The sequence below is a fragment of the Bradyrhizobium sp. AUGA SZCCT0182 genome (assembly GCF_018130185.1).
Lineage (GTDB): Bacteria > Pseudomonadota > Alphaproteobacteria > Rhizobiales > Xanthobacteraceae > Bradyrhizobium.
Genome location: NZ_JAFCLY010000009.1, coordinates 130,911 through 157,291 on the forward strand (window position 1 = coordinate 130,911; position 26,381 = coordinate 157,291).

General features: G+C 63.4%; 21 protein-coding genes and 1 tRNA gene. 9 read left to right on the plus strand and 13 right to left on the minus strand.

Annotated features, from left to right (window positions below; genetic code table 11):
* The first annotated feature begins 7 nt into the window (after window positions 1–7).
* Together JQ611_RS12745 and JQ611_RS12750 are read left to right on the plus strand one after the other, a co-directional pair.
* Entirely contained in the window at window positions 8–745 is a 738-nt protein-coding gene (locus JQ611_RS12745; protein ID WP_212465629.1) for a CpaD family pilus assembly protein, read from the plus strand.
* Entirely contained in the window at window positions 742–2,025 is a 1,284-nt protein-coding gene (locus JQ611_RS12750; protein WP_212465630.1) for an AAA family ATPase, read from the plus strand. The genes JQ611_RS12745 and JQ611_RS12750 overlap by 4 nt, the downstream gene beginning before the upstream one ends.
* 50 nt (window positions 2,026–2,075) lie before the next feature.
* Here the strand turns inward: JQ611_RS12750 and JQ611_RS12755 are convergent, their stop codons facing one another.
* Entirely contained in the window at window positions 2,076–2,906 is an 831-nt protein-coding gene (locus tag JQ611_RS12755) for a tetratricopeptide repeat protein (RefSeq protein WP_212465631.1), read from the minus strand.
* Window positions 2,907–3,069: 163 nt separating this feature from the next.
* Window positions 3,070–3,318 (minus strand): PilZ domain-containing protein, encoded by a 249-nt coding sequence (locus JQ611_RS42705; protein ID WP_192735824.1) that lies wholly within the window; start codon window positions 3,316–3,318, stop codon window positions 3,070–3,072.
* A gap of 292 nt (window positions 3,319–3,610) precedes the next feature.
* On the opposite strand from JQ611_RS42705, the gene JQ611_RS12765 reads away from it, so the two are divergent.
* Entirely contained in the window at window positions 3,611–5,302 is a 1,692-nt protein-coding gene (locus tag JQ611_RS12765; RefSeq protein WP_212261521.1) for a Na/Pi cotransporter family protein, read from the plus strand.
* Here the strand turns inward: JQ611_RS12765 and JQ611_RS12770 are convergent.
* The 6 genes from JQ611_RS12770 to JQ611_RS12795 form a co-directional block, all read right to left on the minus strand.
* Window positions 5,299–5,637, minus strand: a complete 339-nt coding sequence (locus JQ611_RS12770; protein ID WP_212261524.1) for a lipid-A-disaccharide synthase N-terminal domain-containing protein — start codon at window positions 5,635–5,637, stop codon at window positions 5,299–5,301. The two genes, JQ611_RS12765 and JQ611_RS12770, sit on opposite strands and share 4 nt — an antisense overlap.
* Window positions 5,637–6,380, minus strand: coding sequence for a glycosyltransferase family 2 protein (locus tag JQ611_RS12775; RefSeq protein ID WP_409411266.1), 744 nt, complete (start codon window positions 6,378–6,380; stop codon window positions 5,637–5,639). Before JQ611_RS12775 ends, JQ611_RS12770 begins: the two co-directional genes overlap by 1 nt.
* An 89-nt stretch (window positions 6,381–6,469) precedes the next feature.
* On the minus strand, window positions 6,470–7,315 hold the full coding sequence (locus JQ611_RS12780) for a phosphatase PAP2 family protein (protein ID WP_212465633.1): 846 nt from the start codon (window positions 7,313–7,315) through the stop codon (window positions 6,470–6,472).
* Between the two features lies 1 nt (window position 7,316).
* A complete protein-coding gene (locus JQ611_RS12785) occupies window positions 7,317–9,059 on the minus strand; it encodes a glycosyltransferase family 39 protein (protein ID WP_212465634.1) in 1,743 nt (580 codons plus the stop codon).
* 96 nt (window positions 9,060–9,155) lie between these two features.
* Window positions 9,156–11,309 (minus strand): penicillin-binding protein 1C, encoded by a 2,154-nt coding sequence (gene pbpC / locus JQ611_RS12790; RefSeq protein WP_212465670.1) that lies wholly within the window; start codon window positions 11,307–11,309, stop codon window positions 9,156–9,158.
* A gap of 65 nt (window positions 11,310–11,374) precedes the next feature.
* Entirely contained in the window at window positions 11,375–16,582 is a 5,208-nt protein-coding gene (locus JQ611_RS12795) for an alpha-2-macroglobulin (RefSeq protein ID WP_212465635.1), read from the minus strand.
* Between the two features lie 291 nt (window positions 16,583–16,873).
* Between JQ611_RS12795 and JQ611_RS12800 the strand changes: the two genes are divergently transcribed.
* A tRNA-Arg gene (locus JQ611_RS12800) sits at window positions 16,874–16,950 on the plus strand.
* Between the two features lie 195 nt (window positions 16,951–17,145).
* Here the strand turns inward: JQ611_RS12800 and JQ611_RS12805 are convergent.
* The 4 genes from JQ611_RS12805 to JQ611_RS43000 all read right to left on the minus strand — a co-directional run bounded on the left by JQ611_RS12805 (window position 17,146) and on the right by JQ611_RS43000 (window position 20,552).
* Entirely contained in the window at window positions 17,146–17,391 is a 246-nt protein-coding gene (locus JQ611_RS12805; RefSeq protein ID WP_212261584.1) for a hypothetical protein, read from the minus strand.
* A gap of 204 nt (window positions 17,392–17,595) precedes the next feature.
* Window positions 17,596–17,778: a Trm112 family protein gene (locus JQ611_RS12810; RefSeq protein WP_312011001.1), complete on the minus strand. Its 183-nt coding sequence runs from the start codon at window positions 17,776–17,778 to the stop codon at window positions 17,596–17,598.
* A gap of 284 nt (window positions 17,779–18,062) precedes the next feature.
* A complete protein-coding gene (locus JQ611_RS12815; protein WP_212465636.1) occupies window positions 18,063–18,593 on the minus strand; it encodes a hypothetical protein in 531 nt (176 codons plus the stop codon).
* Between the two features lie 1,587 nt (window positions 18,594–20,180).
* On the minus strand, window positions 20,181–20,552 hold the full coding sequence (locus tag JQ611_RS43000; protein WP_212389313.1) for a hypothetical protein: 372 nt from the start codon (window positions 20,550–20,552) through the stop codon (window positions 20,181–20,183).
* Between the two features lie 68 nt (window positions 20,553–20,620).
* Between JQ611_RS43000 and JQ611_RS12825 the strand changes: the two genes are divergently transcribed.
* Both JQ611_RS12825 and dctP read left to right on the plus strand, forming a co-directional pair.
* Window positions 20,621–20,980 carry a DUF6481 family protein gene (locus JQ611_RS12825; RefSeq protein ID WP_212261593.1) on the plus strand — a complete coding sequence of 120 codons (360 nt, stop codon included), beginning with the start codon at window positions 20,621–20,623 and terminating at the stop codon, window positions 20,978–20,980.
* A gap of 504 nt (window positions 20,981–21,484) precedes the next feature.
* A complete protein-coding gene (dctP, locus tag JQ611_RS12830) occupies window positions 21,485–22,507 on the plus strand; it encodes a TRAP transporter substrate-binding protein DctP (RefSeq protein WP_212389314.1) in 1,023 nt (340 codons plus the stop codon).
* A gap of 10 nt (window positions 22,508–22,517) precedes the next feature.
* Here dctP and JQ611_RS12835 read toward each other — a convergent pair whose 3' ends face one another.
* Window positions 22,518–23,216 carry a GntR family transcriptional regulator gene (locus JQ611_RS12835; RefSeq protein ID WP_212389315.1) on the minus strand — a complete coding sequence of 233 codons (699 nt, stop codon included), beginning with the start codon at window positions 23,214–23,216 and terminating at the stop codon, window positions 22,518–22,520.
* A gap of 189 nt (window positions 23,217–23,405) precedes the next feature.
* On the opposite strand from JQ611_RS12835, the gene JQ611_RS12840 reads away from it, so the two are divergent.
* From JQ611_RS12840 to JQ611_RS12850, 3 genes are read left to right on the plus strand one after another with little or no spacing between them, the layout of a single operon-like run.
* Window positions 23,406–24,029, plus strand: a complete 624-nt coding sequence (locus JQ611_RS12840) for a TRAP transporter small permease (protein ID WP_212465637.1) — start codon at window positions 23,406–23,408, stop codon at window positions 24,027–24,029.
* Window positions 24,029–25,294 carry a TRAP transporter large permease gene (locus JQ611_RS12845; protein ID WP_212261605.1) on the plus strand — a complete coding sequence of 422 codons (1,266 nt, stop codon included), beginning with the start codon at window positions 24,029–24,031 and terminating at the stop codon, window positions 25,292–25,294. The genes JQ611_RS12840 and JQ611_RS12845 overlap by 1 nt, the downstream gene beginning before the upstream one ends.
* A gap of 26 nt (window positions 25,295–25,320) precedes the next feature.
* Window positions 25,321–26,316: a TRAP transporter substrate-binding protein gene (locus tag JQ611_RS12850; RefSeq protein WP_212465638.1), complete on the plus strand. Its 996-nt coding sequence runs from the start codon at window positions 25,321–25,323 to the stop codon at window positions 26,314–26,316.
* The last annotated feature ends 65 nt before the right edge of the window (window positions 26,317–26,381 follow it).

The following is a 26,381-nucleotide window of genomic DNA, read 5'->3' on the forward strand; positions in this document are numbered from 1 at the left end:
CAGAACGATGACAACCCAAACGAAGGTCGATCACCGTCACAGCTGGCGACTGCTCGGCGCGCTGCTCGGCCTGTCCGCTGCGCTGGGGGCCTGCCAGCAGACCGGCGAGATCGTGACCGCGACCGTTCCCACCGATTACCGTCAGCGGCATCCGATCGCCGTTCAGGAAGGTAACCGCTCGATCGTCATTTTCGTCGGGCATGCCCGCGGCGGCCTCTCGGCCCCGCAGCGCAACGACGTCATGGGACTGGCCCAGACCTGGGCCCGCGAAGGCACCGGCGCGATCATCGCCGACGTGCCGGTCAACACCGCCAATGCCCGCGCGGCCGAGGCAACGTACCAGGAAATCCGCTCGATGCTGACCGCGGGTGGCGTGCCGTCAAGCGCGATCAGGCTGCGTCATTACCAACCGGATAGCCCACAAACGCTTCCGACCATCAAGCTGATCTATCCTAAGATCTCCGCGGTGGCCGGCCCCTGCGGCCTGTGGCCGGAGGACCTCGGTCCCAACATCTACGACACCGGTTACAATGAAAACCGGCCGTACCACAATTTTGGTTGCGCCACCCAACGCAACCTCGCCGCAATGATCGACAACCCGGCGGACCTCGAGCAGCCGCGGCCCGAAACCCCCGCCTACACGATGCGGCGCAACGCGGCCTTCGAAAAATACCGCAAGGGTGTGTCGACCACCACCACCTATCCCGAATCCGACAAAGCCAAACTGAGCGATACAGGTAAATGATCAGCCGGTCCCGAAAAGACTCCGAACAAGAGCACGACCTTACGCGGCCCGCCGATGAATACATTTCGCCGGCGCCACGCGTATCGGTGCAGGCCTTTTGCGCATCGGCCGCGACCGCCACAACGGTGCGGTCGGCCAGCGAAGACCGCCGCCTTAGCAAGGTTCACCTGTCCGTGCATATGGGCGGCATCGCCGCCGCCATCGATGCCTATCACAAGGCCCCGACGCCGAACGTGATCATGCTGGAAACCGAAGGCTCCAGCGACATGCTCGACGGTCTCGATGAACTCGCCACCGTCTGCGACGCCGGCACAAGGGTCGTCGTGATCGGCAGCGCCAGTGATGTCACGCCCTATCGCGAACTGGTGCGTCGCGGCGTCAGCGACTACGTGGTCGGGCCGGTCGAAACCCTCGATGTGGTGCGCGCGATCTGCAGCCTGTTTTCCGCGTCCGAAGCCGTCGCGGTCGGCCGGATGGTTGCTGTCGTCGGCGCCAAGGGCGGCGTCGGTTCATCCACGGTGGCGCACAATGTGGCCTGGGCCATCGCACGCGACCTGGCGCTGGATTCCGTCGTGATCGACCTCGATCTGGCGTTCGGCACCGCCGGCCTCGACTACAACCAGGACCCGATACAGGGCATCGCCAACGCGCTGTTCCAGCAGGATCGGCCCGACAGCGCGCTGATGGAGCGCCTGCTCGCGAAATGCTCCGAGCGTCTCAGTCTGCTGGCAGCCCCTGCGACGCTCGAACAGGTCTACGATTTCGGTGCGGACGCCTTCGATGCGATCTTCGATACGCTACGCATGACCACCCCCTGCATCGTGCTCGATGTCCCGCATCAATGGTCGGCGTGGACCAAGCGCGCGCTGGTCGGCGCGGACGATATTCTGATCGTTGCCGAGCCTGATCTCGCCAACATGCGCAACGCCAAGAACATGCTGAACGTGCTCAAGGCAGCCCGGCCGAACGACCGGCCGCCGCTCTATTGTCTCAACCAGGTCGGGATGCACAAGCGCCCGGAAATCACGCCGCGCGAATTCGCCAAGGCGATCGAGGGCCAGCCCATCGCGACCATCCCGTTCGATTCAAAGATGTTCGGCACGGCAGCCAATAACGGCCAGATGATCCAGCAAATCTCCGCCGGTCATCGCACCACCACGATGTTCCTGCAGATGGCGCAACGCCTGACAGGTCACGCCGTGACCAAGCGATCACGCGGTTCGCTGCTGGCGCCGATCATGCCGATCATCAACAAGCTGCGCGCCGGCGGCAGCCGCTAAGGCGCGGCGGGCAACGGGGCGGGCTCACGCCTCCGCCCGTTCGCCCGCGGTCAATTCGAGCGCCCGGACGCAGCGCCCGGCATCTTGCCGCCCATCTCGGCGCGCGCATTCTCCTTGCGCGACAGCATGAGCTTCAACTGCGCGACGTTGGCGGCCGCTTCCTCGGGCGGAAGGTCGGCCTTCGCGATCTTCTCAGCCTCGGCCATGTTGCCCCGCAGGCCGACCACCAGCGCCAGATTTGCCCGCACGCGCGCGTCATTGCCCGCACGGCTATGGGCGCGGCGCAAGGTCTCCTCCGCCTTCGGCAGGTCTTTTGAAAGCACGTAAGACAGGCCAAGATTGGACAGCACCGACGGCTGGTCGGGCGTGATCCTCAGCGCGCTCGAATAATACTGCCGCGCTTCCTCGTAGCGGCCGAGCTGGTCGAGCACCGCACCTTGCGCGGAGAGTATCCGCCAATCCGGATTGTCCGGGGTGTGGGCGCGGCCGAGCACGTCGAAGGCCTGCTGGAAATTGCCATTGTCGGCGAGCGCCCGGCCGTAGCCGGCGAGCAGCGCCTTGTTGCTGGAATGGGCGATGGTCGCCTGCTCCAGCACCGCAACCGCCTGCGACTTCTGTCCGGTGGCGCGCAACGCTTTGCCGTACTGCAGGGCCGCGTCGGCATCCTTCGGGTTGGCGCGATAGCGCGCCTCGAAAATCTCAACGTCGCGGCGCGGGTCGGCGGCGCGGCTGGTTTCGGCTTTCTCACCGAGCGAGCCCGTGACATCCGACGACGTCACCGCGGTCTGACAGCCGCTAAGCCCAAGTGCGAGAATCGCCGCGGATGATGTACACGCAAGAAGTCGCGCGAATTCAGATGGTTGGAACAATTTTTGGAACATTTACTGGACCCGCGTCGGCGACTGTCCAGAATGCTCACAGCTTAACCCTAAATTCGAGTTAAGCAGGCCGTCTTTACGGTAATGGGCGGCCGCAATGGCCTGTTTAGCATCGGCCACGCGGGCACGGGCCGGGCTCTGATCCCGGCCTTGCCGCGTGCCTGTACTAGTCGACGAATTGCGCGCCGAGTTCGCAGCCGATCCGCCATGCGAGCTTGCACTGGCGCGGCCGCTGACCGGTCGAGAAAATCACGGTGAACTCGGGGGGAATCTCCGGATATTCGGCGATAATCTTCACTCCGCCGTCCGACACGTCCGTGATCATGCAGTCGCGCGGCAACCCGCCGGTCCCAAACTGTATCTTCGCAAAGTTTCTGCACACACGACGTTCGCTTCTGCGGCGATTCGCTAACATCTTTGCCCCTGGCCCTGATCGAGAAAATTGGTGTCTCTCGTTTACAGAAGAATTGTTGGAATTGGCCTAGCGGAACCGATCGCAATGTAATCGAAATGTAGCGGTTGTTTTCCAGCTCCGCTTACCCTGCGCTTGTGCTGACGCGCTCGCGCGATCGATTGCTGCCTTTGGCTCCTGCCGGCACGTTCTCTGCCTGCGGCCACGTCAGCAATTTTCGGCAAATTAAAGGGTTGATCCGCGGCCTTTTGGCGATAGCCTGAACTTTCGACTCGCGCTGCGGGAAACTATTCGCATGGGAACTGTCGTTCTTCTCGACCTGATGGGTGGCGTTGCGCTGCTGCTGTGGGGCCTGCACATGGTCCATAGCGGCATCCTGCGCGCGTTCGGCCCTGACCTGCGTCAATTGCTGGCGAAGGGGCTCAACAACCGCTTCACCGCCTTTGCGGCCGGCCTCGGTCTGACGGCGCTGCTCCAGAGCAGCACCGCGACGGCGCTGATCACAAGCTCGTTCACGTCGGAAGGCCTGGTCAGCCTGGTGCCGGCGCTTGCCATCATGCTCGGCGCCAATGTCGGCACCACGCTGATCGTGCAGATCCTGTCGTTCAAAATCGCCGCCGTAGCCCCCGTCCTGTTCATCATCGGTCTGGTGGCGTTCCGCACCGGACCGCGCTCGCGCATCAAGGATATCGGCCGCGTCTCGATCGGGCTTGGACTGATGCTGCTGGCGCTGCACATCCTGCTCGACACGCTGGCGCCGGCCGAAAACGCGCCGGGTATGCGCGTGTTCATGAACGCCATCACCGGCGACCCCGTGCTCTGCATCGTCGTCGGTGCGGTCGTGACCTGGGTGGTGCATTCCAGCGTCGCCAGCGTGCTGCTGGTGATGTCGCTGGCATTTGCGCATTTCATTACGCCGGTGGCGGCATTGGCGCTGGTGCTCGGCGCCAACCTCGGCAGCGCGATCAACCCGATTGTCGAAGGCGCCCGCCGCGACAACCCCGCCAGCTACCGCCTGCCGCTGGGGAATCTTGCCAACCGGGTGATCGGCATCGCACTGGTGGCGCCGTTCCTGAACCCGATCGCGGATCTGCTGCAATCGTGGCAGCCGGACCCCGCCAAGGCCACGGCGCAATTCCACATCGCGTTCAACGTCGTGATGGCGCTGCTTTTTATCGGCCTGCTCGACGGCATCGCGCGGCTGCTGAAAAAACTGCTGCCGACGCGCGTCCGGGAGACCGACCCGCTGCGGCCGCGCTATCTCGACGAGAGCGCGCTGGAGACCCCTTCTTTGGCGCTGGCGGACGCCGCGCGTGAAACGCTGCATATGGGCGACCATGTCGAGGTCATGCTGCGCAAGGTGATGGCGGCGATGATGACCAACGACCGGGCGCTGGTCGACCAAGTCTCGCAGATGGACAACAGCGTCGACAGCCTCGACGAGGCGATCAAGCTCTATGTCACCAAGCTCACCCGCGGCAGTCTCGACGAGCGCGAGGGACAGCGGGCGATGGAGATCGTCTCCTTCGCCATCAACCTCGAACATATCGGCGACATTATCGACAAGAATCTGAGCGAGCTTGCGACCAAGAAGATCAAGCGCCGGTTCCAGTTCTCGGCCGAGGGCGCCGAAGAGCTCTCGGCCTTCCACAAGCGCACGATGGATTCGCTGCGGATCGCGTTCGGCGTCTTCATGTCCGGCGACGTCAATGAGGCCCGCAAGCTGCTGGCCGAGAAGGCGGCGCTGCGCAACGCCGAACTCGCCGCCACCGAGCGGCATCTCGACCGGCTGCGCGAGGGGCGGCCCGAGACCATCGAGACCACCTCGCTGCACCTCGACGTGCTGCGCGATCTCCGGCGGATTCACTCCCATATCTGCTCGGTCGCCTACCCCGTGCTCGATGCCGCCGGTGAACTGGCGGCCTATCGCTCTAGCGAAAGCGACATGGCGGCGCTGCCCGCACCGGCCGCGGGACGCAGCGGTTAGCGATCCAGCGTCCTCGACGCGCTGGCGCGGCTCTTCACGATCAGCATGATGTTTCGGATGTAGATGATGGTGGCCATTGACTGGCCGAGGATGATGACGGGTTCGCGTTTGGCGATGCCGTAGACCAGCGTCATCATCCCGCCGCCCATCGAGAAAAACCAGAACGCCATCGGCACCACGCTCTGCCCGGCGCGCTCGCTCGAGATCCACTGCACCAGGAAGCGCGCGGTGAACAGCAATTGCGCGACCAGGCCGAACGCCAGCCAGAAATCGAACTTGGCGACGAAGACGTCGTAAAGGTAATCGCCGAGCGCCTGCCCGTATTGAATCAGCATCAGGTCACCTCGGTCGCAATGGGCGTCGACTTCTTGCGGCGGATCAACCACCAGACGCCGGCCAGATCCATGATCCCGATCCATAGCCGGTCAAAGAAGCCGTAATTTGATACGCCGGAATGGCGCGGGCGGTCGATCACATCGACGTAAGCAATGCCAAAACCTTCACGGCGCACCAGCGCCGGCAGGAAACGATGCAGCCCGTCGAAATAAGGCATCGACAGGAATACCTCGCGCGGAAAGGCCTTCAGCCCACACCCGGTGTCGCGGGTGCCGTCGCGCAAAATCCCGTTGCGCACGGCATTGGCGATCCGCGATTGCATTTTCTTGAAACCGGTGTCCTTGCGTCCGACCCGCTGGCCCGCGGCAAGGCCGATGCGGCCGCCGCCGCTCTCGACCGCCGAAATCAGATCCGGCAGAAACGCCGGATTGTTCTGTCCGTCGCCGTCGAGCGTCGCCACAATGGCGCCGCGCGCCGCACGAACGCCGCTGCGCACCGCCGCCGATTGTCCGGAGGATTTTTCATGCCGGAGCTGCCGGAGATTGCCGTGCACCTTCATCAGCGCTTTGAGCCGCTCGGCGGTGGCATCGGTCGAGCCGTCATTGACATAGATGATCTCATAGGCCCAGCGGCCATCCAGCACGGCCGTGATTTCCGTAATCAGCGGCGCGACGTTGTCGGCCTCGTTGCGCACGGGCACAACGATGGAAACGGCGACCGCGGCTTGGTCGGAAGAAGGCAAATCGGCACTCATCGGTTGGGCTGGGGTTGGATCGGCTTACACGGACCTGAACCGGAACCGGTTCCGTCAGGCCTGCGCGGCGTCCGCTTTTATGGGGCGAATGCGCCCCGGGCAACCCTTTTGAGGCGTCCCGAGGAAGGCCCTACCAGCGGCAGAATTGTGCCGTCGCGGTGGATCGCAAAGCCGAGCCGCCGCGCTGCGAACCAGTAGCGCACGAACATCGCGCCGATCGTGCCGACCAGCGCGCCTGCGACCACGTCGCTGGGATGATGGGCCAGCAACACCAGACGGGTTGCACAGATGACGAGGGCATAGACGAGCATCGTGGTCCGCGCCTGCGGCCACAACGCCGACACGGCAAAGGCCAGCGCGAAAGCGCAGGTCGCATGGCCCGAGGGGAAGCTTGAATAGGCCCCCGTTCCCGCAAAGTGCGAGAAATGGAACACATTGCCTTCGCCGCCGACAAACGGCCGGCCGCGTCCGACGCTCCATTTTATCACTTCGGTAATCAGCGCGGACACCATCACCGCGCAGAACAAAAACTGTAAACGCGTGCCGAGACCGAGCAACAGCGAGCGCTGAATGCCCCTGAACGCGGGTGCTGCTATCGCAACCAAGATCAACAGCGCGCCCAGCGCCGCCAGCACATATTCATCCTTGCCGAAATCGGTGACAATGCGCATCCACCACAGCGAGGGCGTACCCCGCTTCGGCATCTGGCCGATCTCCCAGGCATCGAGCACGAACATCAACGCGATGATGGCGGCGCCAAGGCCGGCCGACAGCAGCAACGCGTGACGCGCCGCCCGGCGGCCCGCCTCGGCCCGCCGCGAGTGCGACGGCGTCCGCGCGAGCTGGGTCAGCGAGCGCCACCCCAGCACCACAAAGCGCGAAAGATAGTTTTGGGATTCGGCGATGACGGTCGGCGCTGGCATCTTATTCTGTGCCTTCGGAGCGGAAGATTGCGATTGAAACCGCCTTGCCCTGCGAGATGTTATAACCCTCGACACGCGTCGCCACGTTATAGCGCAGCCCGATTGCTTCGGCGCGCTGGACAAAACCGCGCTCCGAGCGCGATTCCACCAACGCAAAGCGGCAGGTGCCCTGCCCCAGGAAATCGGCAGCGCCCGATCCGTCGGTCAACAGCGTACTGGTTCCGGTCATGAAGACGAGACTGGGCTCATGGAAGCCGGCAGCCGCGGCCTTCGGCCCGACGCAGACGACGTTGCGCAGCGCGCGCGCGATGCCTGCGCTTGGAAACAGCGTCGTCAGCGACGGTAACACGATGCCATAGACGGCGATTGCCAGGCACATCGCTGCAATCACGGCATGCAACAGCGAGCGCTCGGCGCGGCTTTCCTCGAACAGCCACCAGGCGATCAGGCCGAAGATCATCGCCGCCGCCAGCACCGGCCAGGCCGGAAAGACCGGCTGATGCGTCAGCTTGATCGCCGCGACAATCGCGATCACGGCCGTAATCGCGGGGATCGCAAACCACCAGGCCGCGCCGCGCCTCAGCCAGGAGCGCGACAACACGCGGCGCTCGAGAGCGCCGACGGTCAGGATGGCGACGGCCGGATAGAGCGGCAGCACGTAGTGCGGAAGCTTGGTCATCACCAGCTCGAACACGATCCACGACGGCACCAGCCAGGCCAGCAGATACTGCGCGCCGGGCTCGCGCCGGGCCCGCCATACCGCCGGAGCCGCCATCCCCGCCAGCGGCGCACCGGGCCAGAACGTGACCCAGAACAGCAGCAGATACAGGCCGGGCGGCGCGCCATGGGACTCCTGTGCGGCGAGCTTGCTCAGCATGTCGCCGCCGAGCGAATTGGTGAAGAACGCATCGCCCGCGCGCCAGAAAATCGCGACGAACCACGGCAGCACCAGCACCAGCGTCCACATCAGGCCCCAGACCGGGCGCATGCGCCACAGCCAGACCGCCGAGCGGTCGAGGATCGCCAGCGCCGCGATGGTCAATCCCACGAACATCAGGATCAGCGGGCCCTTGAGCAGGATGCCGCCGGCCAGCGCGGTCCAGAAAATCGCGGGCGAACTCCACGGCGGCCGCGCCGGATCCTCGCCGCGCTGCCAGGACAGGTAGACCCGCGCCATCGCCCCCATCGCGGCGGTGACTGACAGCAGCAGCATCGCATCGGTCTTGGCGAGCCGCGCTTCGGCGCCAAGCAAGACGCAGCTGCACATCATCAACGCCGCCAGCGCGGCGCCGCTCCGGGTCACGAAGGCGAGCGCCGTCCAATAGGTCAGCAGGACCGCGCCGATCGCGCCAATAAGCGAGGGAAGGCGATAGAGCCAGATGCGCAATTCCGCCCGCGGCAGGCCGAGCTTCGAGGCGGTTTCGACCACGGCGGCCTGCATCCAGTAAATGCCGACGGGCTTCTTGTAGCGGACGTCATCCTGAAAGCGGATGTCAACGTATTCGTCGCTTTCGACCATCTGCTTGGTCGCCTGCGCAAACCGCGCCTCGTCGCGGTCGATGGCCGGAATCGAGAAGAAACCGGGCACGAAAAGCACGATGGCGCACAGCGTCAGGAAGATGATCGCGCGGAAATGGCTGGCTGTGGCGAAGTCAAACGCGGCGAGCAGCCTGCGGCTGGAATTCGCAGGTTTCACAGACTGTTGGCCTGCTCCAAATCGCCGGGGTTGCACGGTTTCAACCATCTTGTTCGCATACGATGAAACCGCACTGCAAACAACACCGCAGTTCCCGCTATCCGGCGGTGTTCCCGGCCCCCTGATCGGTCAAATTGTACCTGTTTATTGCACCCGGATCACCACGGTGTCGGCGGCGCCGGTCGCGTCGATGACCGTGAGGCGTGCAAAGCCCGGTCCGGGCGGCTCGACCAGGCGTTGACGCCGGCTGCCGATCTCGCCGACCGCGATACCGTTCACCAGCATGGTCAGCGGCAGCACGCCGCCGGCGACCTTGACCGGCATCGCCGAGAATTGCCCGTCGTTGGAACGGTCGACGTCGATCCGTGAACCGTTCAACGGAAACTGGATGCGCGGCGCCTGATCGCTGCCGGTGCGGACCAGTTCGCCAATGGGGCGGAAGCGCCGCAGCGGCACCGGAAGCTTGGCGTTACCAGCGATCAGCGCGCCCTTGGGCGGTTTCGGCAATGGCGCAAAGGTTTTTCCGGTGCGCGCGAAGGCGTCGAACAGGATCGGCGCGGCGGCGGTACGGCCGACCAGCCCGGCCACCGGCGCGCCGTCGGGACGCCCGACCCATACGCCGATGGTGATGCGGCCGTCGAAACCGACCGACCAGGCGTCGCGATAGCCGTAGCTGGTGCCGGTCTTGAAGGCGATCCGGTTGTGCACGCCGTTTTCCGGCGGCGGCGTGCCGATCAGGACGTTGCCGACCTGCCAGGCCGCGGCCTGATCCATCAGCCGCATCGGGTCGCGCTCGTCCTTGGCGATCATTATTTCGCGCAAGGGCTTTGTGGTGCCGAGCCGCGCCAGCCCCGCATAGAGTTGCGCCAGATCCTGCAGGGTAACGCCGACGCCGCCGAGGCCCATGGCAAGGCCCGGCGCTTCGTCTTTCGGCAGCACCAGATTGCCGCCGGCCTGCTTCAGCCGCGATGACAGCCGGCTTGAGCCGACGCGGTCGAGCAGCGCGATCGCCGGCACGTTCAGGGACAGTTGCAGCGCCTTGCGCACGGGCACCGTGCCCTGAAACGTCATGTCGAAGTTTTCAGGCGCGTAGGAGCCGAACCGGATCGGACGATCGTCGATCAGGCTCTCCGGATGCACAAAGCCGTCTTCGAAGGCGAGACCGTAGATGAAGGGCTTTAGCGTCGATCCCGGCGAGCGCACCGCGCGGGTCATGTCGACCTGCCCGGCGCGCCGCTCGTCGAAATAATCCGACGAGCCGACCCGCGCCAGCACGTCGCCGCTTTCATTGTCGACCGCGATCATCGCTACCGAAATGTTCGGCCCCTGCGCAATCGCGCGGTCGCGCGCCAGCGCTTCAAGGGTCTTCTGCAGGCCTGCATCCAGCGTCAGCTTGATGACCGGCGTATCCTTCACCGTCGCCATCGACTGGTCGGAGGAATGCGGCGCCAGTATCGGCATCGGCTTGCGCAGCCGCGGCACGGAGACGGCCTTGGCCTGAACCGAATCCTCTTCGGTTACGCGCTGCTCATTCACCATGCGTTCGAGCACGCGATCGCGCGCGGCGCGGGCGACCTCGGGATGGCGGTCGAGGCGGCGGGTCTCCGGCGATTGCGGCAGCGCCACCAAGAGCGCCGCTTCCGCCAGCGAGAGCCGCTTCGGCTCCTTGCCGAAATAGGCGATCGAAGCGGCGCGCACGCCCTCCAGATTGCCGCCGAACGGCGCCAGCGCCAGATAGAGATCGAGGATCTGATCCTTGTTCAATTGCCGCTCGATCTGGATCGCGCGCACCATCTGGCGCAGCTTGGCGTAGACCGAGCGCTCCCGCCGCGGCTCCATCAGCCGCGCCAATTGCATCGTAATCGTCGAACCACCGGAGACGATGTGGCCGCGCGTCATCAGCTGAAGTGCGGCACGGCCGAGCGCCAGCGGATCGACGCCGCGATGCGAGTGGAAGCGGCGATCTTCGTACGCCAGCAGCAGCTTGAGGTAGCCAGGATCGACGCCGGTTTTGGCATCGACCGGCAGCCGCCAGCGGCCGTCGGCCATCGCATAGGCCCGCAGCAATTTGCCGTTGCGGTCGACGATCGAGGTCGAGACCTTGCGCGCCTGCTCCAGCGGCAGCGGGCCGAGCGAGGCAACCCAGCCGGCGAACGCGCCGGAGATGGCGAGAAGTACGACAGCCATTGCTGCCGCGAAGCGAATGATGCGTCGCTTTCCAGCACCGTCATGGCCGGGCTTGTCCCGGCCATCCACGTCTTGCTTTGTATCAACAAAAGTCGTGGATGCCCGGGACATGTGCGCGAAGACGCGCTTCGCGCCTTTGCCCGGGCATGACGACTTCTGCTGGTTCGCGGGCGCACTCATTTGGCCGGACGCACCTCCACGGTGCCGGTGCCGGTGCGGCCATAGCGCGAGGGATTGTACATGTCCTCGACATAGGCCTGCGGCAACACGTATTTGCCGGGGGAAACCGCGCGCACGACATAGGCGACGGTGAACACCGCCGTATCGTCGCTCGCGCGATCGATGGCCGCGGTGAAGCGGTCATCGCGGAACTCGGTATTCTCCGGCTCCTCACCGTCCTCGATCCAGTCCAGCGTGTTCTTGTCGCCAGATGAAACCAGCCGCGGATTGTCGATCTCGAGGCCGGCCGGGAGATAGTCGGATACCATGATGTGCCCGTATTCCGGCTTGGCCTCGGTGATCTTCAGCACCACGGCGAAACGATCGTTCTGCTTGGCCTTGCTGATATCGGCGGGCTTGCCGTCGATCGTGAAGTAATTGCGCTCGATCTTGAAGCCGTTCGAGGCGGCCGGCTCCGGCGTGACCGGCGAACCCGAGACCGACACCACCGCCTGCACCGGTGCATCGCCGGTGTTGGTGATCTTGACCGGCCTGCCTGCCATCTGCTCCGCCTTGTAGCTGCGATAAGCCGCCGTCTTGATCGGCGAACCATCGATATCGAGCACCATCGTCTCCTTCGACAGCGCGCGCGAGGCCAACACCAGCCAGGCGTTTTCCTGCGTCGAGGTGTAGGGCGTCAGTCCCCGCGCCACTTCGACCCGCTGCACCGCCTGCGTCAGCGTCGCCCGCGGGGCATTGCCTTCGCTGGCGAGCGAGACCAAAGCTGCGGCATCGCGTAAAGCGCTGCCATAGTCGACCCGGCCGAACTCGATCACGGGCTTCGGCGCCAGTGCATCGAGCGCAGCGCCGTAGACGCGTTCCGCCCTCGCCTTGTCGCCGACCAACGCCAGCGCCGCCGCCAATTGCGACTTCGCAATCGGCGTCGCCAGATTGCTCAGCTTGGTGTCGGCGAGGTAGCGCAGGTCGCCGATCGGGGCGGCGCCATTGCGTGCCAGCACGTAGAGGCCGTAGGCCAGATCGCGGCCGCCGTCCTTTTCGGGCTCGTTGGCGTTGACCACCGAGTTGCGGATGCGGTCGAGCGCGCTCTTGAACAGCACATCCGGCACCGCAAAGCCCTTTTCACGGGCGCGGGTCAGGAAGTCAGTCACATAGGCGTCGAGCCAGGCATCGTCGCCGCCCGCCGACCAAAGGCCGAACGAGCCGTTCGAGCCCTGACGTGCCAGCAGCCGCTCGATCGCGTCCTTGATGCGCTGATCGACCGCGGTGTCCATCGCCAGATGGGCGCCTGCCGCAAGGTCGTTGACGTAGAGCAGCGGCATCGCGCGGCTGGTGATCTGTTCGGAACAGCCGTGCGGATAGCGATCCAGCGCCTTCAGGATGGTCGCCGCATCGAGTGCGGTGGACAGGCTGACGGAGAGCGACACGCTGCCCGTTCCCGACACCAGGTCGGTAAACATGTCCGAGGTCAGCGTCAGGCTCTCGCCCTTGGCCAGGGTGCGGATCGAGCGGCGCGCCAGGACCTGCGTCGCCGCCTTGACGTCGAGCGCATAGTGCCGCGCCAGCGCCAGGCCGTTCGGCCCCTTGATATCGACGTCGAGATTGGCGGTGCCGGCGCCGCCGGCGTCGATCGCCAACGACATCGAGGTCCGCTGCTTGGCGGCGAGTTTCACAGTCGTCGCGGCATTGCCGGTTACCTTTACGGGCCCCGTCGTTTTGACGTTAATCGTATAGTCGCCGGGTGCACCTTCAACGTTGTCGAGATCAAAGCTCATGGTGCCGCGGTCGCCATTGAGCAGGAAGCGCGGCAATGTTGCGGTCAGCACCACGGGATCGCGCACGGTGACGTCGATGGTGGCGCGGCCAAGCCTTGTCGCACTCCAGGCCACCGCCATGACACGCGCGGTGCCGGCGAACTCCGGAATGTCGAAGCTGATCTCGGCGGACCCGTCAGGGCCGACCGTGACGATGCCGGAATAAAGCGCGAGCGGTTTCTGGGTGGGCGGGCTGCCCTGCAGCTCGGCGCCGGCACCGTCACCGCCGGTCTTGAGCTGGCCGCGGGTACCCTGCATGCCGTCGATCAATTGCCCATAGAGGTCGCGGATCTCGGACGTGAGGCGGCGTTGGCCGAGATAGAAATCATCCGGCGCCGGCGGCTTGTAATTGGTCAGGTTGAGAATGCCGACATCCACCGCGGCGACCACGATCTTGGCGTCTTCGCCGGGGTTGAGCCCGCCGAGTTTGACCGGAATCTTCAGCGCGGTGCCGGGGCGGACCAGCGGCGGCGGCGAGAGCGCCACCTGCAGCGTGCGGGCCTTCTTGTCGATGCCGAACCATTTCAGGCCGATGGCCCGTCCGGGCATCCGCAGCGCCGCGGCGTCGAGCGGACGGCGCAACGTCGCCAGCACATAGGCGCCGGTACCCCAATCCTTGCCGACTGATAGCTTGACCTGCTGGGTACCTTCCTTGACGTCCACGGTCTGGGTGGTGAGCAGGCGGTCGCCCAGGACGTTGATGGTCAGCTTGCCGGCCGTGCGGGCGTTGACCGACACCACCATGGTATCGCCGGACGCATATTCCGGCTTGTCGATCGAGGTTTCGAGGAGATCGGGGGTGTCGGCGCTGCCGTCCGAATACCAGCCGACGTCGAACTGGACCGAGGTGACCGGCCCGTCCGCCTCTGATGATTTGACGTCGAGGCGATAGCGGCCGGGCTGCGGCGCCAGCGACACCCGCGCCGCCTTGTCGGCTGACAGAGTCAGGTCGCCATCGGCGACGCGGCTGGTCGATTTGACCGGCTCATACTCCCAGGACGAGTTCTGCCGGTACCACTGGTAGCGGGATTCCATCTTCAGGAGCTCGTAACGCAAGCCATCGCGCGGCAATTGCTTGCCATCGGGAGCGACGAACACCACGTCGAATTCGGCCTTGTCGCCCTCGGCGACGCTCTTGTCGCCAAACAGCGGCTTGATGCCGATCAGGGGCGTGGCAGGCGCCACGGGGAGTACCAGCTTGCGCTCGACGGCGCGGCCACCGGCCTCCACCATCCGGACGAAGATTTGCGCCTCCTGCGGGCGGGTCGAAGTTGGCGCCTTGGCCAGCGAGACCGGGAACGTCGCCACGCCGTTGGCGTCGGCCTCCGGCAGGTTCTCGATCGGGGTACGCTCGTTGCTGGCGGTCTCCTCGTCGGCGACGCCGAACTGGTAGCCGGGATAGCCCGGCCGCCCGGAGGCTGCCGAGGTGACCAGCATGTCGCCTTCGAGCTGCAGGCCGGAAGCCGGCGCACCGTAAAGGAAACGGCCATCGACCTTAAGTTCAACTGGAACTTCAGCTTTGATCATTTTCTCCTTGCTGGAGATGTTGAATTCGATCCGCTCGGGGATGTAGTCCTCGACCATGAAGGTGGTCTCGCCGACCGCCGATCCCTTGGGGTCCGTGAAGGCGCGTACCCGCCAGGTCCCGGTCGGGACCGCGGAATTGAGCGGCACCACCATGCTGCGGCCGCCCGCGCCCTGATCGGGTAGCACGGCACGGCGGAATTCGACGCCATCCGGACGCTCGATGACGAGGGTGAGCGGCCCGCCGGCCATGGCGTTGCCCTGCCCGTCGCGCAGCAGCGCGGTCAAGTAGACCGTTTCGGTGGAGCGGTAGACGCCGCGCTCGGCATAGACGAAGGCATCGGCGCCCGCCGGCACCACCCGACCGGACACGCCGCGGTCGGTGAGGTCGAACGCGTTGGTTTTGAGGCTGAGGAAAGCGTAGTCCGACTTTTCGCTCATGACCGTCAACAAGGCCGGCGACAGCCCGCCCTCGCCGCGCGCCAATCCAGCCTCGAACAGCACGTGGCCGGAATCGTCGGTCTTGCGGGTCGCCAGGATCTCGTTGTTGCGCGCGATCAGCCGCACCTCGGCCTTGCCGACCGCCTCGGTGGATGCCAGCGAATTTACGAAGACGTAAATACCGTCATTGCCTGAAAACGCCGACAGGCCCATGTCGGAGACGATGAACCACTGCGTCGCCAGCCGGCCGTCATCATCGCTGCCGGGGCCTTTGGCTGACGCCGTCATCACATAGACCCCCGGCTGCAGGTCGCCGAGCGCCTGGTCAACCGGGAAAGCGGTAATGACGTCCTGGTTGAGCGTGGTGGCGGTGGCGAGTTCGCCGGTCCAGACCTTGACGCCCTTCTCGTCGCCGAGATCGCCGAGCTGGTAGGTCGACAGCGTCTTCTGGAAGTCGCTGTCGATCACAGTATTAATCAGGTTACGGTCGCCGATCCGGAACACGTTGACGTTCACCGCAGGCGTATTGACGCTGACCAGCGGGATGCCGCGCTGGCCGGTACGCGGCAGCACATAGGCGCGGCCGGTAAAGCGCACGAACGGCTTGCGGTCGCGGACATAGATGTTGAATTCGGCCGATTTCGGCAGGGTTTCCTTGACCGTGGACGGCAGGCCGGCACGCAGATTGATGTTGTAGCGCTCGCCGTGCTTCAGGCCGTCGACGCAAAGCTGCTTGCCTTCGGCCGACAGCGCCGGCTTGTCGGTGCCGGCCAGCGCCAGAAACGGCGCAAAATCGACCCGTTTTGCCAGATCTTCAGAGAACTGGAAGCACGCCCGCGGTGACGCGCCGTCGGAGTCCACGGTGTAATCCAAAAGACGAAAACCGTGTTGGTCGCGCATCTTCTCATATTGGCCGCGCACCTCGGCGACCTCGCGCATGTCCAGCGACAGCCGCAGCGCATCCAGCGCCGGGCGCCAGAGCTTGCGGTCGGACATCGCCCGGCCCAGCACAGCCAGCGCATCGGCTTCCTCGGCGGCGTTGCCGGCGCGCTGATAGGCGATGTAGGCCGCGGTCGAGGCGCGCTCGAGCAGGAAGGTCTGTTCGCTCGAACTTGCGGAACGGATCTGGAAGATGGTCTTGGCGAGTTTGAGCCAGTTGGCACTGTCTTCGGGCGTGGTGCCCGCGATCTGTCCGAGGATTTGCAGGCCGGTTCGGAAGTCGGCACGCTTGAAGGCGGTATCCGCATCGGTCCGCAGCGTCGCGCTGGATTTGGAAACCGGCCCGGCCTCGCTCTTGATCTGGGCCTCCAGCTTGACCGCGGAATCGGCAAGGTCGTCGCGTTTGAAGGCTTTATCTGCTGCCTGCGCTGCGACCAGGCCAAGCGCCAGCGTGGCGCAAACGACTGTGGCGCGAACCAAACCGATCATGATGGAGCTCCTTGGGCGGACGACCGCCTCGTAACGAACGAAAAGTGCGCGAAAAGGTGACGGACTGATGGCGATGGAAGAGGCTTGCGAAAAAGTCGCATGCGGCATGGCTCTGGCAGTCCAAGGTCCCGGACCGCACCGGCGAGGGTTGCCGGCGCAGCATTGATTGATAGGCGGACCGATGGCAATGGTTCGCCGTCTGGCTTTGTCGCAGCCGGAAGGAAATCGGTTCGGAACGGACTTGGCTCCGAAGCGGATTTTTCATATTGGCAGTGCTAGAAAGACTCCGACGGTCCCATAGCTCAACTGGATAGAGTAACGGATTTCTACTCCGTGGGTTGCAGGTTCGAATCCTGCTGGGATCGCCAATATTTTCAATCGGATAGCTGGTTTGTTCTCGAAAAAGCCGTGTCGCATTCTGTATTGAAGAGAACTCTTGGCTTTCATGGTTGTCGCTCGCCCGGTAACGGACCGAGCAGTCGCGGCTCGACATTCGCTGGTCCGGCGAGCGCAAAGATGGCTTCGCGTGGCACCATAAGAAAGAGGCCGCCAACTGAGATGACCTACGGATCGATAATCCCGGTGCCATCGTCTTCAAGGCGGAACGTACCTCGGCAAGCCATATGATATTTTCGCCCTACAACTGGCATCTCATCTTCCTTGCTGAACGACGACACGTTCACCACAAGTCGCTTTACCAGAACCTCTTTGAACCCATCCGGCTCCTCTAAAATCACCCGCCAAGTCCACTCGCCGTTGGGCGATTCAGCGGCCATCGTATTGTAGCGGTAGCGGATGAGATCGGTCATTGATTGCAGGAGGTCCGATTAGAGCCGTACCGCAGCGCCAAGGCTCAGGACGTAGAGGATGACCACAACCGCCAGCATGGCGAGTACCAGGTCAAAGCGGGACAATCTGAGACGCGACTTTTCCATGGCCGCTCGTCTAGCAATATGGAGCTGATGAATCAAACGGACGCTGTGTGAGACGGGATCTTTGGTAGACGAAAGACTTCAATCCAGCTTTCGCGCTTCTGCCGGCAGCATGATCGGGATGCCGTCCCGGATCGAGTATGCGAGGTGTGCCGAACGGGAGATCAGTTCCTGTTTTACCTCGTCAAACTCCAGCGGCCCCTTGGTCAGGGGACATACCAACAATTCAAGCAATTTGGGTGAGATCTTGCGAGGCTCGGCCATGGCCATCTCATAGACCGGGACTTCAATCATTTCAATTCAGACTGTCCGGGCGCGTCGCCGATGATGCTTCAGTAAAGGACGCCGGAGGATGGGCGACACTGGTTGCCGAAGCGCGCAGAACGGGCGCGCTTCAATAGCGCACGCGCGCCCTCACCAGCCGCTCACACTCGGAAAGCTCCGACTGCTGGCGCATCTATTACGGTGATGTTCAGGTCGGCACGATAGCGGTTCAGTCAAGGTTGCCGGGTCAAGGCTAAGCGTGGCTATCCGCGGTCGGCAAATTGTTAAGGAGTTGTCGGGATCAGAGCGAGTGGATTGAATATGCAGAACAGGATCGTGGCGAGGAACATGCTGCAAATCATCCCGATCTCGATGATCGACGATCGATATCGCAACGGCGCCGGAATATACACGGGGCTCGCTACGTCGTTTGCACCCATCTTTACCAGCGCTTGGCGGTAGCCTTTCCACGATCTTACGTTCTCGATGATGATTAGGGCACTCATCACGGCGATGGCGATGACAAGAAAGTTGGAGAACGTTTCGTAGATCTGGGAATTGCCGCCTCTTTTGCTGGCATCCGCTTGAAGACTGATCCAGATCGTCCCTCCCACAACGGCCGAGAAGAGCCGTATAAATTGATTGAATGATTCGTATATTTTCTGACTACGATCCGCTATTTGTTTGGTGAGAAATTCGTAGTGCTTATCTTCGGAAACCATTGTGCCCTCCAGATCCGTAATTGATAAATCAACCCTTTGGTGGTCGGTCTTCAATACCTGATTTGCAGCAGAATATGGAGTTAGGTTGCGCATGCGATACGCCACAATCAACGACCGTTGCAGCCGTCGTGGAGAGAGTTCAGCCCGCCAGACAGGCTGCGGCTCCAGCGAACTCAGGCGCCTCGCGATGTGCGGTGGCTCGTTGCTGTTCCCAGCCCAAGCTGCAGGACGATTTGCCTATCCGTTCGGGCCGCGCTTTAATAGCGCCATGCACGCCCCGCGGCCCTCCCGACAGGCTCGCGACTCAGCGGCCTAGCCGGTGCGTAGTATGTTCGCTGATACCACTTGAGTGGCAAACCGATTGCGTCTCCGGCGGCTATTGACGCGTGAAGCACTTCCGGTTCGCGACCTTATTTCCGATGCGAGGTGTAATCCAAAGTCAGCGCAACGCTGGTTCGAGCCGATCGAGACCCTGTGGCGCCACGATCGATATCGCGGTTACACCACGTTCAGAGGCGCATATGACGCACCCGCAGCCGGCGGTTCGTCATCAGATGTTTCCCGTGGCGACATAGGTGCTACCAGCGCCGTAGTGATAAGGCGGTACGGCGGGCGGTACCGACACCATGTACATACGGGCTTTCGATGGAACCGCGTGGGACAATTGGGACTCGTTCACCCTGACCACGCTGCCGAACCATGCGCCGGTGACCACGATCAGCAATCAATCCTTGCATATCAATGAATGGAGTGAGATCGGCAACTGCTGTCCTATTCCGACGCCGACGGACATACCGCAACCGCCTACCAGTTCTGGGATGGTGGCGCAGGCGCCAGCAGCAGTTACTTCTGGACGCCTGCGAATTCCCACTGGGCCGCCGGTATCGCAATCGACGTTAGCGTCGCCGATCTCGACGATGTCTGGCTTCGTGGTGGCGCTGGCACCGGCACGGAAACCATGTATGCACGCAGTTTCGATGGAATCGACTGGAGCGCGTGGCACGCGTTTGTGCTCACGACCATCGTCTAGACCGGCATCGAAGGTAGCTTAGCGTAGGCTCGCGCCTACGTTCGGATTCGCGTGCAGACCGGTTCCCTCGCTACACGAATCGATGCAGATTTGGCGTGCGTCAGCCTCCTGCAGGTGGTCCAGACAAACGCCATCCGGCTGCACTGCCAATCCGGCCCGAGCGCGGCGCTGGACACCGGCTCCGGATACGCCAGTCCGGTCGCGACGCCGCCCGCGACGCAGGCGAACAAAACGATCGCTGCGGCGAGAACGACATTTTTAGGGGTGCACCAATTCGGGATCATGGCGGTCGCTCCTTTCAGGAACTGCCGCAACATAGGCTCGCGCCGGCCGTCCTTATGTGATCGAATTCACAGTGTTTCGGCTTTCAGGGTGCGACCGATTGCAGTTCCGTGCCCAAACAGGGCGGCGCTACCGATCGTATCGGGTTCCCTCTCCTGACATCCGACCGCGCCACAACCTGTGCGCTACCTGCCGGATCAATTCTGCAACACTCGCACGCCAAGATGCGCGGCAGGGGCATAAGTCCCGCAAATCCGTTGCGCGCGTGCGGAGGTTGATCAACACTGTTGGTTCGGGGAAAGTGCGTGTGCGGGGGGCGTGCCATTAGTAAGCAGGAAACGGGCTACGACTACGATCGCTATCGAAAACTACTGGCCGAAGCGACCGACGATGCCAAGCGGCTCGAACTCATCGATCTCATGATCAAGGAGGGAGCCCGCGACCGGCTGGAAGCCCAGCGGACATCCGATCGCGTGGCGATGACGGCCGTGACAGTTGCGAAAATTCTCGGCCCGGGCGGCCGCCGCGACCAATTCAGGGTCGATTAGAACAGCCACTGCCTGGCTGCTCGGAACCGGTTTCAGCCGGCGCTTGCTGTTGCTTGTGTCGAGGCGCACGCCATCGGCGATCCGGCCAGGGCCGCCGCCAGCGCGCTCACCGGCATCGGACGACCAACCGGGCAGTTCACGGAAATCTCCCTGTTTGCCCCCTTCGGCGCTGGCATTTTGTCGCCGGTTCACCTACTGAAGCGCAAACCGCCAATCCCCTGCGTTTCACAACCAATCAAGAAAACGACAAGGCCCCTTTTATGAGTGGATTCAAGGAACCCAGCTTCGCCGACCGCCAGAAGGCCGCCCAGCAAGCGAGACAGAACATCCTGAACAAGTTCAAGGCCCAGCCCGGCCCTGACGATCCGGAGGTGAAGCAGCGTCAGGTCGAGCGCGAAGCGCAGGCGGCCGCCCGCGCCAAGGCCAAGGAAGCCCGCGAAGCTGCCAAGGCCGAAGCCAAGGCGCGCGAGGAAGAAGCTGCGGCCGCGGCTGCCGCCCAGCTCGCCCGCGAAAAGGAAGAAGAGGCCGCCAGACAGGCAGCCCTCGAGGCCGAAGCGAAGGCCAAGCGCGATGCACGCTACGCGGCCCGCAAGAGCGGCGGCAAAGGCAAGAAGAAGTAACGCGCTCGTTCGGGCGCGGGCATCCGCGCCGGAAATCGCAAGACTCCGCTCGGGCGAGCTTGGCTATTGTTCATGCCGTCTTTCACCATCCCGCCGTCGTTTCATGGCGTCCGTCTTCATCATGCCCTGTCCTTCCTCGTGGCACTCCTGGACGTGTTGAACAGCGAGTCGTTCTTCCTGGGTCGTCCCTGCGCTTATTGTCCTGGATGGCGGCAGCGCGACGTCACAAGGATACGCGTCATTACCGGCCATAGCGGATAATTGAAGCAGGCCAGCGCACGCGCCCCGAGAAACGGAGGCGGACGCATGTTTGACGAGTCTTCCGCTAAAACCCTCCCCTCCCTACGTGTGCACTGCGGTAGACCTTGAAGTCTGGCTCTGGAATCAGCCACTGCTGCCTTGAGCGACAGGCTGGCTCGAACGATCAGAACAGAGAATCTTCGCCAAACTGCGCTCAGCGCCGGCTTGGACACGCCAATCGGGAATGGAATTCAGGGGAGAACCATGCTCACACGCCGCCATGTTCTCGGATCCGCGCTCGCCGCGCCTGCTATCCTTCGCTTCGGCACGGGCACCGCACACGCCGCAACGAGGCTGAAGATTTCGCATCAGTTTCCGGGCGGCACCATCGACAAGGGCGATTTCCGCGACCGCCTGTGCCGTACGTTCGCGCAGGAAGTCGCCAAGCGCAGCGGCGGCGAGATCGCGGCCGAGGTCTATCCGAACTCCTCGCTGATCAAGACCAACGCGCAATTCTCGGCGATGCGCAAAGGTGAGCTCGATCTAAGCCTCTATCCCCTTCCCTATGCCGGCGGCGAATTGCCGGAAACCAATATCGGCCTGATGCCCGGACTGGTTTCGACCTACGATCAGGGCTTGCGCTGGAAAACGCACCCCGTCGGCAAGGCGCTGACCGATTTCCTGGCCGACAAGGGCATCATCTTGCTGAGCTGGGTCTGGCAGGCCGGCGGCGTCGCCAGCCGTTCCAGGCCGATCGTCGCTCCGGAAGACGCCAAGGGCCTCAAGGTTCGCGGCGGTTCGCGCGAGATGGACATGGTGCTGCTGACCGCGGGCGCAGCGGTGCTCTCGGTACCGTCCAACGAACTCTATGCGGCGATGCAGAGCGGCGCCTGCGATGCCGGAATTACCTCCTCCACCAGCCTGATCTCGTTCCGTCTGGAGGAGGTCGCAAAATCGCTGACCTCGGGCGCGGGCGCATCCTACTGGTTCATGCTGGAGCCATTGTTGATGTCGAAGCCGAGCTTCGACAAGCTGCCGAAGAACCAGCAGGACATCATTCGCGCGGTCGGCGCCGACCTCGAAGCCTTCGCCAAGAAGGGTGCACAGGACGACGATATCGAAGTCGCCAAGGTCTATGAGAAGGCCGGCGCCAAAGTCAGCGCGCTCGATGCGGCAACCGTCGCCAAGTGGCGCGACATCGCGCGCGATACCGCGTGGAAAGACTACAGTGCCGCGACGGCGACGTCGGCCAATCTGCTGAAGCTTGCAAGCGACGTCGCCGCCTGATGCGTTCGCACTACTCGCCTGCCCGCGTTCCGCGCTTGGAACGAACTGCGATCGAGCCGCCACCGACGACGTGCAACAGATCCGCTCTGACGGATTCGATATGCTGCTCCAGAAACCGGCACGCCTCGTCGATTTGCTGTGCCCGGCACAGCGCGATCAGATGGGCGTGCTCCTTTTCAGCGATCCCCATCGCCTTGGTGTTGGATAGTTGCAGGCGCGTGTAGCGGTCGCTGGTTTGCAGCAGCGCCACGACGATCGCCTTGGTCCGGGGCTGGCGTGCCTGCGCGTAGAGCGCCATGTGAAATTCGGCGTTGAGCTGACCCCATTCGCTGACGTTGCGCGCCTTGATCGCCTTCTCGAAGCGCTTCTGGATATCGTCCAATCCGTCGAGGTCCCTGGCGGCAAAGCAAGGTGCGGATTGCGCCAGCAGCCGCGGCTCCAGGATCCGGCGCAGATCAAACACGTCGTTGATTTCGTCGAGCGACAGTTCCGAAACGATCGCCCCCTTTTGCGGGACGATCCGTACCAGGCCTTCGGCCTCGAGCTGAAACAGCGCTTCACGAACCGGAATGCGGCTCACGCCATAAGCATCGCCCAGCGCGTCCTGCCGCAGTTGGGATCCCGCCGGATAGGTCCCGTCGAGAATCGATTGCCTGAGCTGGTCGACGATCGCGGCCGACAAGGTCCGGTGCTTTAGCGGGACTTTCATTTGATCTTCCGTCTTCATCGCCGGCCCCTCCAGTCGAGGCGGTCTTGTTTCGCACGTTGAAGTGGTCCGCCCCAGCACAAAGCCGGTGGGAGGCCCACGATTGGCCCCGCAATCTCCATTGACAGCAATAATGTATAAATTATACATTTTGCGAATGCACGGCAAATTTTGCGGGCTGCGGGGCTCCCCATGATCGAACAAACGGCTTCCGATGCGCCGGCGTTCAGCGCCCGCAGCTTCGTGGTCAGGGCCTCCGGCGCCCTGCTCGCATGCGAGCGCCTTGCCCTGATGGGCTTGATGTATCTGCTGACGGCCCTGATCCTGGTGAACGTCGTCACCCGCTATTCGCATTTTCCGATCTACTGGATCGATGAATCGGCCGTCTATTGCGTGGTCTGGCTGACGTTTATCGGCGCCTCCGCGATGACCCGGCTGAGACTCGATTTCGCCGTCACCATGCTGACCGAACGGCTTTCGGCGCGAACCCAGAAGCTTGCCAAGGTGATCGCAACCGGCATGGTCGTGGTGTTCGGCGTGTCGCTGATCGCCACCTGCTGGCTATGGATGGACCCGGTTGGCCTCGCCCGCGCCGGTTTTGACGCGCGCAAATTTGCCGGCGAGACCTTCAACTTCCTCTACACCGAGCGCACCCAGACGCTGAATTGGCCGACCTGGGTGGTGTATCTGACGCTGCCGATCTTTGCCGTGTCGATCACGATCCACGGCATCGCCAATCTGCTCGAGGACCTCGATCTCATGCCACGAACGGCCTTGAAGGGCTTCCAGCTCTCCGAGCTCGACGGGGTCAACTGATGATCACCTCGGCCGCCTTCATGGTGATCATGCTGGTCGGCGTGCCGATCGGTCTTTGTCTCTGCCTTGCCGGCTTTGTTTACATCATCGCGTCGGGCAATCCGGTGCTGTTTCAATCCTATCCGCTGCAATTGTTCGGCGGCGTCGACAGTTACGGACTGATCGCGATACCGCTGTTCATCCTGATCGGCGAGATCATGAATGGCGGCGGCATTACCCGGCGCATCGTCGACATGGCGATGGCGTTTGTCGGCTCGCTGAAGGGCGGGCTGGCCTACGTCAACATCCTCGCCAACATGTTCATCTCCTCCATCCTCGGTTCGGCGACCGCGCAGGTCGCGATCATGGCGCAGATCATGGTCCCGGAAATGGAGAAGAAGGGTTACGACAGGACCTTTGCGGCGGGCCTGACCGCCTATGGCGGCATGCTCGGGCCGATCATTCCGCCATCCGTGATGTTCGTCGTCTACAGCGTGCTGGCGCAGGTCTCGGTCAGCGACATGCTGATCGCCGGCATCGTGCCCGGCGTGATCCTGACGGTGATGTTCTGTCTCGTCATTGCGCTGATGGGCTACGTCTACAACTACCCGCGCGCCGAATATCAGACGCCGCGCCAGCGCGTGGCGACGATCCTGCGCACCTGTCCGACACTGCTGATTCCGATCGTCATCGTCGGCTCGATCCTTGGCGGGCTTGCCAACGCGACGGAGTCGGCGGCCGTCGGCGCGGTCGCGGCGGCCCTGATCGGAAAATACTGGACCAGGGAGTTCGAATTCTCGCAGCTGCCGCAGATGATGCTGCGCTCCGGCATCTATTCGGCCATCGTGCTGTTTCTGGTGGCGGCCGCCGCCGTGTTCTCCTGGGTGCTGATCTTTGGCAAGGTGCCGCAGGAAACCGCGGCGTGGATCCAGTCGGTGGCCAAGGATCCGGTCAGCTTCATGCTGCTTTGCAACGTCATCCTGCTGGTGATCGGCACGGTGATTGACGGAATTCCCGGCCTGATCATGACGGTGCCGATCCTGCTGCCGGTCGCCACCGAAATCTATCACATCGATCCCCGGCATTTCGGCGTGGTGGTGGTGATCAATCTGGTGCTCGGCCTGCTGTCACCTCCAGTGGGCCTTTGCTTCTTCGTCGCCGCCGCCGTTACCGGCGCCAAGCCGGGAAAGATGTTCATCGTGACGCTGCCTTTTTTCGGGATCTCCTGCGTCCTGCTGGTGCTGCTCTCGCTCTATCCCTCCCTGTCCCTCGTCCTCATCAAGTGAATCGCCCAACTCAAAGGAGCCTTGCCATGTCCATTTCACGTCGTCGATTTCTTGGCCGATTTCTTGCCGCCGGCGCGGCCGTGCCGTTGTTCGCGCCCTCGCTCGCGCTGGCCCAGGCCAAGGAGTTTCGGCTCGGCCTCATCACGCCCAACGGGCACTCCTGGAACAAGGCCGCCCTCAAGCTCGGCGAGGACCTGAAGGCCGCCACCAGCGGCCGCCTGACCATGACCGTGTTTCACTCCGGGCAGCTCGGCAACGAGCCCGCCATGATGCAGCAGCTGCAATCCGGCGCGCTCGACATGGGCTTCATCCAGGCCGCCGAACTCGGCTCGCGCGTGCCGCACATCGCCGCGATCAACGCGCCCTACATCGTGCGTTCGACGCCGTCGGTCGCCAAGTTCGTCCGCCATCCCGCGGCGGTCAAACTGTTCGACGTGCTGCCGCAGGAAACCGGAACGATCGGTCTGGGCTGGGGCATCACCGGCATGCGCGCGATCTTCTCGGCCAAGGACCTGACTGGTCTCGCCGATATCAAAGGCATGAAGCTGCGCATCAATCCGACGCCGGTCTATCGCGACTTCTATTCGTCGCTCGGCGCGGCGCCGACGCCGATCCCGACGCCGCAGGTGTTCGACGCGATGTCGAACGGCCAGGTCGATGGCCTCGAGGCGGACCTGGAGTTCTCCTGGAATCAGCGCTTCGACAAGGTCGCCAAGGTCATCCTGCAGATGAACGCCGTCTTCATGCCGATGGCAGCCGTCGTCTCCGGCCGCGTGTGGCAGTCGCTACCGGCAGCCGACAAGGAGCTGATCGCCAAGTCCGTCAAGTCGACGCTCGACGCCCAGATCGACGAACTCGCCGGCAACGAGCCCAAGCTGATCGAGAATTTTCGCAACGCACCGATTCCGATCCGGCAGGTTGCGACGGCGGATACCGAGGCTGTCATCGCGGAGTTCGACAAGATCTGGCTGCCGAAGGCGCCGGTTCTCGCCGAGCTGCGCAAGGTCGGCGCGACGCTCTGACCCTTACCATCGTTCTTCCAGTCAAATCCCGGCGGATTCAGCGAATCGGCCGGAAAAATCCAATC

Coding starts and splice junctions, on each gene's coding strand:
- JQ611_RS12745 (WP_212465629.1), top strand. CDS start 8: ATGACAACCCAAACGAAGGTCGATCACCGTCACAGCTGGCGACTGCTC.
- JQ611_RS12750 (WP_212465630.1), top strand. CDS start 742: ATGATCAGCCGGTCCCGAAAAGACTCCGAACAAGAGCACGACCTTACG.
- JQ611_RS12755 (WP_212465631.1), bottom strand. CDS start 2,906: ATGTTCCAAAAATTGTTCCAACCATCTGAATTCGCGCGACTTCTTGCG.
- JQ611_RS42705 (WP_192735824.1), bottom strand. CDS start 3,318: ATGTTAGCGAATCGCCGCAGAAGCGAACGTCGTGTGTGCAGAAACTTT.
- JQ611_RS12765 (WP_212261521.1), top strand. CDS start 3,611: ATGGGAACTGTCGTTCTTCTCGACCTGATGGGTGGCGTTGCGCTGCTG.
- JQ611_RS12770 (WP_212261524.1), bottom strand. CDS start 5,637: ATGCTGATTCAATACGGGCAGGCGCTCGGCGATTACCTTTACGACGTC.
- JQ611_RS12780 (WP_212465633.1), bottom strand. CDS start 7,315: ATGCCAGCGCCGACCGTCATCGCCGAATCCCAAAACTATCTTTCGCGC.
- JQ611_RS12785 (WP_212465634.1), bottom strand. CDS start 9,059: ATGGTTGAAACCGTGCAACCCCGGCGATTTGGAGCAGGCCAACAGTCT.
- pbpC (WP_212465670.1), bottom strand. CDS start 11,309: ATGTCCCGGGCATCCACGACTTTTGTTGATACAAAGCAAGACGTGGAT.
- JQ611_RS12795 (WP_212465635.1), bottom strand. CDS start 16,582: ATGATCGGTTTGGTTCGCGCCACAGTCGTTTGCGCCACGCTGGCGCTT.
- JQ611_RS12805 (WP_212261584.1), bottom strand. CDS start 17,391: ATGACCGATCTCATCCGCTACCGCTACAATACGATGGCCGCTGAATCG.
- JQ611_RS12810 (WP_312011001.1), bottom strand. CDS start 17,778: ATGGCCGAGCCTCGCAAGATCTCACCCAAATTGCTTGAATTGTTGGTA.
- JQ611_RS12815 (WP_212465636.1), bottom strand. CDS start 18,593: ATGCGCAACCTAACTCCATATTCTGCTGCAAATCAGGTATTGAAGACC.
- JQ611_RS12825 (WP_212261593.1), top strand. CDS start 20,621: ATGAGTGGATTCAAGGAACCCAGCTTCGCCGACCGCCAGAAGGCCGCC.
- dctP (WP_212389314.1), top strand. CDS start 21,485: ATGCTCACACGCCGCCATGTTCTCGGATCCGCGCTCGCCGCGCCTGCT.
- JQ611_RS12835 (WP_212389315.1), bottom strand. CDS start 23,216: ATGAAAGTCCCGCTAAAGCACCGGACCTTGTCGGCCGCGATCGTCGAC.
- JQ611_RS12840 (WP_212465637.1), top strand. CDS start 23,406: ATGATCGAACAAACGGCTTCCGATGCGCCGGCGTTCAGCGCCCGCAGC.
- JQ611_RS12845 (WP_212261605.1), top strand. CDS start 24,029: ATGATCACCTCGGCCGCCTTCATGGTGATCATGCTGGTCGGCGTGCCG.
- JQ611_RS12850 (WP_212465638.1), top strand. CDS start 25,321: ATGTCCATTTCACGTCGTCGATTTCTTGGCCGATTTCTTGCCGCCGGC.